The following is an 11,980-nucleotide window of genomic DNA, read 5'->3' as shown; positions in this document are numbered from 1 at the left end:
CCGCACGTCATCACCGAAGGAGAACCATGAGCGCAGAGTCAGTCGAGACCGGACACGGGCATTCCCCGGCCGCCTGGACCGCCGTCATCATCATGCTCGTCGCGGTCGCCATCGGCACGGTGGCCTTCTTCTTCGAAGCGGTGTGGCTGGTCTGGGCCGCGGTCGTGCTGCTCGTCATCGGCCTGGTCGTCGGCTGGATCCTCGGTCGGGCGGGCTACGGCGTCGGCGGAGCGAAGAACCAGTCGAAGGAACACTGAGCGTGCTCGACGCTCTGACCAGCGGAGCCGTCGAAGACGCCGAGGCACGCAGGCTGAGCCGTCCGCTCGCAGAACTGGAGCGCACGGCCCTGTCGCACGCCCCGGCTCTGGACGCACTGGCCGCTCTGGCTCCGCGTGAGCGGGTGCACATCATCGCCGAGGTCAAGCGGTCCAGCCCCTCGCGGGGAGCGATCGCCGAGATCGCCGATCCGGCCGCCTTGGCCGGCGCCTACGAGCGCGGCGGAGCCTCGGCCATCAGCGTCCTGACGGAGCAGCGCCGGTTCGGCGGTTCGCTCGCCGACCTCGCCGCCGTGCGGGCGGCCGTGCGCGTGCCCGTGCTGCGCAAGGACTTCATCGCGACGCCCTACCAGGTCTTCGAGGCCAGGGCGGCGGGGGCCGACATCGTCCTGCTCATCGTGGCCGCCCTCGAGCAGCCGCTGCTCGCCGAGCTGCACGGCCTCGTCGGCGAACTGGGCATGACGGCGCTCGTCGAGACGCACAGCGCCGAGGAGCTCGCCCGAGCCGGCGACATCGGTGCCCGCCTCATCGGAGTCAACGCCCGAGACCTCTCCACCTTCGAACTGGATCGCACGCTGTTCGGCCGGCTCGCCGCCGAGTTCCCGTCCGGGGCGATCCGGGTCGCCGAGTCCGCGGTCACCGCCGCCGATGACGTCACCGCCTACCGGGCCGACGGCGCCGACGTCGTACTCGTGGGCGAAGCCCTCGTGCGCGGGCAGGACCCCGAAGCCACCCTCCGAGAATTCCTGGAAGCCTGATGTCACTGCGCTCTGAAGAAGGACCGTACTTCGGCGACTTCGGCGGTCGTTTCGTGCCCGAGTCCCTCATCGCCGCCCTCGACGAACTGTCGGCGGCCTACCAGCTCGCCCGCGAGGACCCCGAGTTCGACGCCGAGCTGAAGGGCCTGCTGAAGGACTACGTGGGGCGGCCATCGATCATCACCGAGGTGCCGCGGTTCGCCGAGCACGCCGGCGGCGCCCGCATCATCCTCAAGCGCGAAGACCTCAACCACACCGGCTCGCACAAGATCAACAACGTGCTGGGGCAAGCGATCCTGACGCGGCGCATCGGCAAGACGCGGGTCATCGCCGAGACCGGCGCCGGCCAGCACGGCGTCGCAACGGCCACCGCCGCCGCCCTGTTCGGGTTGGACTGCGTCATCTACATGGGCGAGGTCGACACGGAGCGCCAGGCGCTCAACGTGGCCCGCATGCGCCTGCTCGGCGCCCAGGTCGTTCCCGTGACGGCAGGCTCGCGTACCCTGAAGGACGCCATCAACGAGGCGCTGCGCGACTGGGTGACCAACGTCGAGAGCACCAACTACATCTTCGGAACGGTGGCGGGCCCGCATCCGTTCCCCGCGATGGTGCGCGACTTCCAGAAGATCATCGGCGAGGAGGCGCGGGAGCAGGTGCTCGAGCTGACCGGTGCACTCCCGGATGCCGTGGCAGCCTGCGTCGGCGGCGGCTCGAACGCCATCGGCATCTTCCACGCCTTCCTCGATGACCCCGAGGTCGCCCTGTACGGGTTCGAGGCCGGCGGCGAGGGCGCCGATACTCCCCGAACGGCCGCGACCATCACCGTGGGGCGCCCCGGCGTGCTGCACGGCGCCCGCAGCTTCCTGCTGCAGGACGAAGACGGCCAGACCGTCGAGTCGCACTCCATCTCGGCCGGCCTGGACTACCCGGGCGTCGGGCCGGAGCACGCCTGGCTGTCCGATCTCGGCCGTGCAGAGTACCGCCCGGTGACGGATGACGCGGCCATGCAGGCGCTGCGCCTGCTCAGCCGCACCGAGGGCATCATCCCGGCGATCGAGTCGGCGCACGCCCTCGCAGGCGCCCTCGAGCTCGGCAGGGAACTGGGTCCGGACGCGACCATCCTCGTCAACCTCTCCGGTCGCGGCGACAAGGACATGGAGACCGCGGCGCACTACTTCGACCTCATCGACGAGGGCGCGGTGCAGTCGTGAGCGGCAGTCCCGTCGCCACGGCGATCCGCACCCGCGTCGACGAGGGCAGCGGAGCGCTCGTCGGCTACCTTCCGGTCGGCTTCCCGAACCTCGGCACGTCGATCGACGCCGCGGTCGCGCTCGTCGAGAACGGCGTCGACGTGCTCGAGCTCGGCCTGCCCTACTCCGACCCGGTCATGGACGGTCCCGTCATCCAGGCCGCCACCCAGCGGGCACTCGCCGACGGCTTCCGCCTGCGCGACGGCTTCACCGCGGTGCGCTCGATCGCGGAACAGGTCGATGCCCCCATCCTGATCATGACCTACTGGAATCCCGTTGTGCAGTTCGGCGCGGAGCGCTTCGCCGACGAACTGGCCGCCGCCGGGGGAGCGGGCCTCATCACACCCGACCTCATCCCCGACGAGGCCGCAGACTGGCTCGCGGCCTCGGAGCGCACGGGGCTGGACCGCGTGTTCCTGGCGGCACCGACCTCGAGCGACGAGCGCCTGGCCCAGGCCGTGCGGCGCAGTCGGGGCTTCGTGTACGCGGTCTCGACCATGGGCATCACCGGTGCGCGTTCCGACGTGGATGCCGCAGCCCGGGTGCTCGTGGACCGGCTGCGCAGCGCGGGGGCCGACAGCACCTGCGTCGGCATCGGCATCTCGACCGCGCAGCAGGTGCGCGAGGTGCTCGAGTACGCCGACGGGGCCATCGTGGGCTCGGCCCTCGTGAAGGCCCTCGGCGAGGGCGGCGTCGACGCCGTTGGCGCCCTGGCCGCCGACCTGGCCGCCGGCAAGCGCCCGCTGCAGAGCGCCTAGCCCCTCCTGCGGGCATAGCCCGCTGCGGTAAGGTGACCCGAGGCGGCGAGGGCCTGCCCTCCGCCACCCGAGAAACGACGAAAGGCACGACCTGGTGATTGCACCGCTCAGCATCCCGAGCCCGGACTGGAACCACTTCGACATTCCGCTGTTCGGCTGGACCATCACGGTGCATGCCTATGCGCTGTGCATCCTCGTGGGCATCATCGTCGCGACCGTCTGGACCAGCCGTCGGCTCACCGCACGCGGCGGCGAACCGTGGATCGTGCTCGACATCGCCCTCTGGGCGGTGCCGCTCGGCATCATCGGGGCGCGCGCGTATCACGTGCTCACCCACCCGTCGGACTACTTCTACCCTGGTGCCGATCCGTGGGAGGTCATCCGCATCTGGAACGGCGGCGGAGCCATCTTCGGCGCGCTCATCGGCGGTGCCATCGGCGTCTACATCGGCTGCCGCCTGACCGGCATCCGCTTCTTCTCGTTCGCGGATGCGCTGGCCCCCGGCCTGCTGCTCGCCCAGGCCTTCGGGCGCCTCGGCAACTGGTTCAACCACGAGCTCTTCGGCCAGCCCACCACGCTCCCATGGGGCCTGCAGATCGAGTCGGACAACCCCGCCTTCCCGGTCGGCCTTCCCGACGGAACGCTCTTCCAGCCCACGTTCCTGTACGAGATCATCTGGAACGTCATCGGCGTCGCCGTCATCGTGCTGCTCGAGCGTCGCTTCAACCTGCGCTGGGGCAAGGCCCTCGGCGTCTACCTCATCTGGTACGGGCTCGGCCGCTGGCCGCTCGAGGCCATCCGGCTGGACCCGAGCGAGATCTTCCTCGGCGTGCGCACCAACATCTGGGCGGCGTGGGCGGCGATCCTCATCGGCGTCGTGCTCATCCTCGTGCAGCGCCGCCGTCACCCCGGCGTCGAGCTCTCGCCCTACGTTCCCGGTCGCGAGTGGGCGCCGCCGCTGGATGACGAGGAGTACGGCGACGCTGAGGTAGACTCGGAGGCAACCGATGAGATCGAGGCCGGCGAGGACGCCCCCGTGATCGAATCGCGCGATACCGTTGCCACAAGCTCGAACGGTGCGCAACGCTAGGTCCGGGCACCCCGCAGTCCTCTTCTCGGCAGCATCCCTACGGGGAGCACCCGCCGTGTTCCTCCCGGGCCGACGTCGTCCCGCCTCCACCAGTCTCCTGAGGGCGGTATCCATGGCAGCCACGCCAGTTTTCTCCAGGTTCAGCGCGACCCCCGACGCGCAGGGCCTCTATGACCCTGCCTTCGAGAAGGACGCCTGCGGCCTGGCCATGGTGGCGACGCTGCGCGGCACGGCGGGGCACGACATCATCCAGAAGGCCCTCGACGCGCTGCGCCACCTCGAGCACCGCGGTGCCGTCGGCTCCGACGCCGGAACCGGTGACGGCGCGGGCATCATCACCCAGATTCCCGATGCGTTCCTGCGCGCCGTGGCGGAATTCGCCCTCCCCGAGGTGGGCCGCTATGCCGTCGGCAACGCCTTCCTGCCCGTCGACCCGACCGCGCGCAGCGCCGTGAAGCGCCGCCTCGCGGCCATCGCCGCCGAGGAGACCCTCGTCGTGCTCGGCTGGCGCGAGGTCCCCGTGCGTCCTGAAGAGGTCGGCTCGCTCGCGCGCGCCGCGATGCCCGCCATCCACCAGCTCTACGTGCGCAGCGCGAACACGGAGCCCGACGGAGAGCCGCTGAGCGGCCTCGCGCTGGAACGCCAGGCGTACCGGCTGCGCAAGCGCGCCGAGCGCGAGCTCGAGCTCTACTTCGCCTCGCTCTCGTGTCGCACGCTCGTCTACAAGGGCATGGTCACGACACTGCAGCTCGAGCCCTTCTACCCCGACCTCTCCGATGAGCGGTTCGCCTCGAAGCTCGCCCTCGTGCACTCTCGCTACTCCACGAACACCTTCCCGTCCTGGCCGCTCGCCCAGCCCTTCCGGGTGATCGCGCACAACGGCGAGATCAACACGATCCAGGGCAACCGCAACTGGATGCGCGCCCGCCAGTCCCAGCTCGAGAGCGAGCTGCTCGGCGACCTCTCGCCGTTGCTGCCCATCGTCACGCCGGGCGGCAGTGACTCGGCGTCCTTCGACGAGGTCGTGGAGCTGCTGCAGCTCACCGGGCGCTCCCTGCCGCACGCCATCATGATGATGGTTCCCGAGGCATGGGAGAAGCAGACCGAGATAGACCCGGACCGCCGGGCGTTCTACGAATACCACTCCATGCTCATGGAGCCCTGGGACGGCCCCGCGGCGATCGTGTTCACCGACGGCAGCCTCGTCGGCGCCACCCTCGACCGCAACGGCCTGCGTCCGGGACGCTACCTCGTCACGGATGACGGGCTCGTCGTTCTCGCGAGCGAGATCGGCGTGCTCGACATCGACCCCGCCACCATCGTGCGCAAGGGCCGCCTGCAGCCCGGACGCATGTTCCTCGTCGACACCGAGGGCGGCCGCCTCATCGAGGACGACGAGATCAAGGCAGAACTCGCGGCGTCCCAGCCGTGGGGCCAGTGGCTCGACGATGGCCGCATCGCGCTCTCGGAACTGCCGGAGCGCGAGCACATCGTGCACCCGCCCGCATCCGTCGTGCGTCGCCAGCGCACCTTCGGCTACACCGAGGAGGAGGTGCGCATCCTCCTCAGCCCGATGGCCAAGACGGGCGCAGAACCCCTCGGCGCCATGGGATCCGACACCCCGATCGCCGTGCTCTCGGAGCGTCCGCGACTCATCTTCGACTACTTCACCCAGCAGTTCGCCCAGGTCACGAACCCGCCGCTGGACTCGATCCGTGAAGAGGTCGTCACCTCGCTCGGCACCTCCGTCGGTCCCGAGCGCAACCTGCTCTCCGCCGGGCCCGAGCACGCGCACCAGGTCTCGCTCACCTTCCCGGTGATCGACAACGACGAGCTCGCCAAGATCCAGCACATCGACCCGTCCCCGGGATCGCGCACCACCTCCACGATTCGCGGCCTGTACCGCGTCGAAGACGGCGAACGGGCGCTGAGTGATCGCCTCGACGCCATGTGCGACGAGGTCGACCGGGCCATCGAGGAGGGCGCGACCTACATCGTGCTCTCGGACCGCGACTCCGACAAGGACCTCGCCCCGATCCCCTCGTTGCTCATGACCGCTGCGGTGCACCACCACCTCATCCGGGCCGAGAACCGCATGAAGGTCGGCCTGATCGTCGAGGCGGGCGACGTGCGCGAGGTGCACCACGTGGCCCTGCTCGTTGGCTACGGCGCGGCGGCGGTGAACCCGTACCTGGCGATGGAGACGTGCGAGAACCTCGTTCGTGCCGGCGTCATCCAGGGCATCACCCCCGAGAAGGCCGTCGCCAACGTGATCAAAGCGCTCGGCAAGGGCGTGCTGAAGATCATGTCGAAGATGGGCATCTCGACCATCTCCTCGTACGCGGGCGCCCAGGCATTCGAGGCGGTGGGACTTTCCGACGAGTTCATCGACCAGTACTTCACCGGAACGACCTCCAAGCTCGGCGGCGTGGGCATCGACGTGATCGCCGCCGAGAACCTCGCGCGCCACACCGCCGCCTACCCTGCGGATGCCGCGGTCAAGGTGCACGAGCGCCTCGCCACCGGCGGCGAGTACCAGTGGCGCCGTGACGGAGCCCCGCACCTGTTCAACCCCGAGACGGTCTTCCGGCTGCAGCACTCCACGCGCACGCGCCGCTACGACATCTTCAAGGAGTACACCCGGATGGTCGACGACCAGTCCGAGCGCCTCATGACCCTGCGGGGCCTGTTCCGCCTGGGCACGGCGGGCAGGGCTCCGCTGCCGATCGATGAGGTCGAGTCGATCGAGTCGATCGTCAAGCGCTTCTCGACCGGTGCGATGAGCTACGGCTCCATCTCCAAGGAGGCGCACGAGACCCTCGCGATCGCGATGAACCGCCTCGGCGCCAAGTCGAACACGGGAGAGGGCGGAGAAGACCTCGACCGCCTGCTCGACCCCGAACGCCGCAGCGCCATCAAGCAGGTCGCCTCGGGACGCTTCGGCGTCACGAGCATGTACCTCACCCACGCGACCGACCTTCAGATCAAGCTCGCCCAGGGCGCGAAGCCGGGCGAGGGCGGCCAGCTGCCTCCCACGAAGGTGTACCCGTGGGTGGCGCGCACCCGTCACGCGACGGCGGGCGTCGGCCTCATCTCGCCGCCCCCGCACCACGACATCTACTCGATCGAAGACCTCAAGCAGCTCATCTTCGACCTGAAGCGCGCCAACCCGTCGGCCCGTGTGCACACCAAGCTCGTGAGCCAGTCGGGCATCGGCGCGGTCGCCGCCGGCGTGGCGAAGGCGCTCTCCGACGTCATCCTCGTCTCCGGCCACGACGGCGGAACCGGCGCGAGCCCGCTCAACTCGCTCAAGCACGCGGGAACGCCGTGGGAGCTCGGCCTCGCCGAGACGCAGCAGACCCTCATGCTCAACGGCATGCGCGACCGCGTGGTCGTCCAGGTCGACGGCCAGCTGAAGACCGGGCGCGACGTCGTGATCGGCGCGCTGCTCGGAGCCGAGGAGTTCGGCTTCGCCACGGCCCCGCTCGTGGTCGAGGGCTGCGTCATGATGCGCGTGTGCCACCTCGACACCTGCCCCGTGGGCGTCGCGACGCAGAACCCCGTGCTGCGCGAGCGCTTCAGCGGCAAGCCCGAGTTCGTCGTGAACTTCTTCGAGTTCATCGCACAGGAGGTGCGCGAGTACCTCGCCGCCCTCGGCCTGCGCTCGATCGACGAGGCCATCGGCCGCCGCGACCTGCTCGACGTGTCTGGCGCGGTGCAGCACTGGAAGGCGGCGGGGCTCGACCTCGCTCCCATCCTCGTCGGACCGGACTTCTCGGACGCCGAGCCGCGCAAGAACACCCGCGCTCAGCACCATGAGCTCGACACGCACTTCGACCGCGAGCTCATCCGCCTCGCGGCCGACGCGCTCGACCACGGAGCTCCCGTGAGCGTCGACCTGCCCATCCGCAACACCGAGCGCGCCGTCGGCACCATGCTCGGGCACGAGGTGACGAAGCGGTACGGCGAGAACGGGCTTCCCAGCGGGACCATCTCGGTGGCGCTGCACGGCTCGGCCGGCCAGTCGCTCGGCGCGTTCATGCCCAGCGGCATCACGCTGCGCCTCGAGGGCGACTCCAACGACTACGTCGGAAAGGGTCTCTCGGGCGGCCAGATCGTCATCCGCCCGCCGCGCACGAGCGTGTTCGAGCCGTCGAAGAACGTGATCGCCGGAAACGTCATGGGCTACGGCGCCACCCAGGGAACCCTCTTCATCGGCGGCATGGTGGGGGAGCGCTTCCTGGTGCGCAACTCCGGTGCGACCGCCGTCGTCGAGGGCGTGGGCGATCACGCGCTGGAGTACATGACCGGCGGCCTCGCCCTCATCCTCGGCGCGACAGGACGCAACCTCGGCGCCGGCATGTCGGGCGGCACCGCCTACGTCTACGACCTGAACACCGACCGGGTCAACCCCGACTCCCTCGCGAGCGGCGAGCTCGAGCTCACCGCACTCGGCAGCGCCGATCGCGAGATCGTGCTCGACCTGCTGCGCCAGCACGTGCTCGAGACCGGCTCGGCCCTGGCCGAACGGATGCTCGCCGAGGGCGATGCGGCGCTCGACCGCTTCACGAAGGTGCTGCCGCGCGACTACGCGGCCGTGCTGGAGACCCGCAATTCCGCCGTGGCCGAGGGGCTCGACCCCGATGGCGACGTGGTCTGGAACAGGATCCTGGAGGTGACCGGTGGCTGAGCTCAGCATCCCGGGAACGCACCCGGCCACCCACATGAACGAAGCGGACCGCTTGAACGGATCGGAGGCGCCACGTGGCTGACCCCAAAGGTTTTCTGAAGGTCCCCGAGCGGGAACTGCCCGCACGTCGACCGGTGCCCGTGCGCCTCATGGACTGGAAAGAGGTCTACGAGGGCGGGGACTCCGCACAGTTGCGCCGTCAGGCCGGACGCTGCATGGACTGCGGCATCCCGTTCTGCCACCAGGGCTGCCCGCTCGGCAACCTCATCCCCGAGTGGAACGACCTCACCTGGCGCGGCGAGGGGCGGGCGGCCATCGATCGCCTGCACCTGACCAACAACTTCCCAGAGTTCACCGGCCGACTCTGCCCCGCTCCGTGCGAGTCGGCGTGCGTTCTCGGCATCAACCAGCCCGCCGTGACGATCAAGCAGGTCGAGGTCTCGATCATCGACCAGGCCTTCGCGAACGGATGGGTGCAGCCGCATCCGCCCGGACGCCTCACCGGCAAGACCGTCGCCGTCGTGGGATCGGGCCCCGCGGGCCTGGCAGCCGCCCAGCAGCTGACGCGGGCCGGCCACACCGTGGCCGTGTTCGAGCGTGACGACCGCATCGGCGGACTGCTGCGCTACGGCATTCCCGACTTCAAGATGGAGAAGCGCCACCTCGACGCGCGCCTCGCCCAGATGACGGCCGAGGGCACCCGCTTCCGCGCCGGCGTGGACATCGGCGTCGACATCACCTGGGACGAGCTGCGCCGGCGCTACGACGCCGTCGTGGTCGCCACGGGCGCCATGGTGCCGCGCGACCTGCCCATCCCCGGGCGTGACCTGCCGGGCGTGCACTTCGCCATGGAGTACCTCACGCAGGCCAATCGCGTCGGCGCCGGCGACGTCGTGGCGCAGCAGATCACGGCCGAGGGCAAGCACGTCGTCGTCATCGGTGGCGGTGACACCGGGGCCGACTGCATCGGAACCGCCCACCGCCAGCAGGCCGCATCCGTGACCAACCTCGCGATCGGGCAGCAGCCCTCCAGCGGACGCCCCGAACACCAGCCGTGGCCCATGGATCCGACGCTCTTCGAGGTCACCAGTGCCCACGAGGAGGGCGGCAATCGCCAGTTCCTCGCCTCGACCGTCGAGTTCCTCGCCAACGAGGCCGGCGAGGTGCGCGCCCTGCGCGTGGCGGAGACCGAGTACATCGACGGCCGGCGCGTTCCCAAGGCGGGTACCGAGCGCGAGATCCCCGCGGACCTCGTGCTGCTCGCGCTCGGCTTCACCGGGCCGGAGCAGGACCACCTCGGTGGCCAGCTCGAGCTCGGCTTCGACGGCCGCGGCAACGTGGTGCGCGACGGCGATTACGAGACCGGCGAGCCCGGAGTGTTCGTGGCCGGCGACGCCGGTCGCGGCCAGTCGCTCATCGTGTGGGCCATCGCCGAGGGCCGGGCTGCGGCAGCGGCCGTCGACAGGTACCTTGAGGGGGAGACGGAACTCCCGTCGCCTGTGGGCCCCACCGACCGCGGCTTCACCATCTGACTGACACCCGAACGCCCGTTTCCCATGGGCATCGACAACCACGGAGTAGAGAACACACACATGAGACGCGCGAAAATCGTCGCAACCCTGGGGCCTGCAACCTCGAGCTATGAGCAGATCCGGGCGATCATCGACGCCGGCGTGGATGTCTGCCGCATGAACCTGAGCCACGGCAGCTACGACGTGCACGAGGGGGTCTACCAGAACGTGCGCAAGGCCACGGAGGACTCCGGTCGCGCCGTCGCCGTGCTCGTCGACCTGCAGGGGCCCAAGATCCGCCTGGGCAAGTTCGAGGGCGGCCCCTACGACCTCGCCGAGGGCGACATCTTCAAGATCACGATCGATGACATCGTCGGCACCAAGGAGATCGTCAGCACGACCTTCAAGGGCCTTCCCCAGGACGTGGCTCCCGGCGACTTCCTGCTGATCGATGACGGCAAGGTGCGCGTTCAGGTCATCGAGACCGACGGAACCGTCGTGACCACCAAGGTCATCGTGGCCGGACCGGTGAGCAACAACAAGGGCATCAACCTGCCCGGTGTCGCGGTCAACGTGCCCGCGCTCTCCGACAAGGATGAGGCCGACCTGCGCTGGGGCCTCGAGCTCGGCACCGACATCATCGCCCTCAGCTTCGTGCGCAACGCCGCCGACATCGAGCGCGTGCACGAGATCATGGACGAGGTGGGACGTCGTGTTCCCGTCGTGGCCAAGATCGAGAAGCCCCAGGCCGTCGACAACCTCGAGGAGATCATCGAGGCGTTCGACGCCGTCATGGTCGCCCGCGGAGACCTGGGCGTCGAGTTGCCCCTCGAGGCGGTGCCGATCGTGCAGAAGCGCACGGTGGAGATCGCCCGGCGCCTGGCCAAGCCGGTCATCGTCGCGACGCAGATGCTCGAGTCGATGATCCACGCTCCCGTGCCGACGCGCGCGGAGACCTCCGACGTCGCCAACGCCGTGCTCGATGGCGCGGACGCGGTCATGCTCTCGGGCGAGACGAGCGTCGGCGAGTACCCCGTCGTCACCGTTCAGACCATGGCCCGCATCGTCGAGTCCACCGAGCAGCACGGACTCGAGCGCATCCCCCCGCTCGGCACGAAGCCGCGCACGCAGGCCGGAGCCATCACGCTCGCCGCGGTCGAGGTCGCCGACTTCGTCGAGGCGAAGTACCTGTGCGTCTTCACCGAGTCGGGTGAGTCGGTGCGACGGATGTCGCGGCTGCGGTCCACGATCCCCATCCTGGCGTTCACGCCCGACCCGGCCATCCGCCGCCGCATGGCGCTGAACTGGGGCGTCGAGTCCTACGTGGTCGACCGCGTCACGCACACGGACCAGATGGTCGGCCAGGTCGACGAGGTGCTCGCCTCGACCGGAAAGGCGCAGATCGGCGAGAAGGTCATCATCATCTCCGGTTCCCCTCCCGGAATCCCCGGCACCACCAACGACGTGCGCGTGCACATCGTCGGAGAGGTGCTCTAGACAGTCGACCAGAACGGCCGTGCGGATATCCGCACGGCCGTTCTCGTGCGTCGTCCCCGGACTCACCCGACCCTGGGCAAGCGTGCGTTAGAAGGGTGGTTCGTCGGTGTCTTTGCTGTACCCGGTGGGGGTGGTGATGGGGAGGGTGCCG

8 protein-coding genes are annotated in these 11,980 nt (G+C 69.6%); all 8 read left to right on the top strand.

From position 1 onward, the window contains the following. Window positions 1–26 precede the first annotated feature (26 nt). On the top strand, window positions 27–257 hold the full coding sequence (locus WDJ51_RS09510) for a DUF6704 family protein (protein WP_337852215.1): 231 nt from the start codon (window positions 27–29) through the stop codon (window positions 255–257). A 2-nt stretch (window positions 258–259) separates the two neighbouring features. Then, the gene (gene trpC, locus WDJ51_RS09505) at window positions 260–1,033 is read left to right on the top strand and encodes an indole-3-glycerol phosphate synthase TrpC (protein ID WP_337852214.1); all 774 of its coding nucleotides are present in this window, start codon (window positions 260–262) and stop codon (window positions 1,031–1,033) included. Further along, window positions 1,033–2,244 carry a tryptophan synthase subunit beta gene (trpB, locus tag WDJ51_RS09500; RefSeq protein WP_337852213.1) on the top strand — a complete coding sequence of 404 codons (1,212 nt, stop codon included), beginning with the start codon at window positions 1,033–1,035 and terminating at the stop codon, window positions 2,242–2,244. Before trpC ends, trpB begins: the two co-directional genes overlap by 1 nt. After that, the gene (gene trpA, locus WDJ51_RS09495) at window positions 2,241–3,041 is read left to right on the top strand and encodes a tryptophan synthase subunit alpha (protein WP_337852212.1); all 801 of its coding nucleotides are present in this window, start codon (window positions 2,241–2,243) and stop codon (window positions 3,039–3,041) included. The genes trpB and trpA overlap by 4 nt, the downstream gene beginning before the upstream one ends. A gap of 94 nt (window positions 3,042–3,135) precedes the next feature. Beyond that, on the top strand, window positions 3,136–4,131 hold the full coding sequence (gene lgt, locus WDJ51_RS09490) for a prolipoprotein diacylglyceryl transferase (protein ID WP_443218478.1): 996 nt from the start codon (window positions 3,136–3,138) through the stop codon (window positions 4,129–4,131). A 112-nt stretch (window positions 4,132–4,243) separates the two neighbouring features. Further along, window positions 4,244–8,821 carry a glutamate synthase large subunit gene (gene gltB, locus WDJ51_RS09485; protein ID WP_337852211.1) on the top strand — a complete coding sequence of 1,526 codons (4,578 nt, stop codon included), beginning with the start codon at window positions 4,244–4,246 and terminating at the stop codon, window positions 8,819–8,821. Between the two features lie 74 nt (window positions 8,822–8,895). Then, window positions 8,896–10,353: a glutamate synthase subunit beta gene (locus tag WDJ51_RS09480; protein WP_337852210.1), complete on the top strand. Its 1,458-nt coding sequence runs from the start codon at window positions 8,896–8,898 to the stop codon at window positions 10,351–10,353. A gap of 60 nt (window positions 10,354–10,413) precedes the next feature. Next, window positions 10,414–11,829: a pyruvate kinase gene (pyk, locus tag WDJ51_RS09475; RefSeq protein ID WP_337852209.1), complete on the top strand. Its 1,416-nt coding sequence runs from the start codon at window positions 10,414–10,416 to the stop codon at window positions 11,827–11,829. The last annotated feature ends 151 nt before the right edge of the window (window positions 11,830–11,980 follow it).

The sequence above is a fragment of the Rathayibacter sp. YIM 133350 genome, from assembly GCF_037404875.1.
Taxonomy (GTDB): Bacteria; Actinomycetota; Actinomycetes; order Actinomycetales; family Microbacteriaceae; genus Orlajensenia.
The sequence above is the reverse complement of the archived record's forward strand: the minus strand, read 5'-3'. Positions and strand labels throughout refer to the sequence as shown.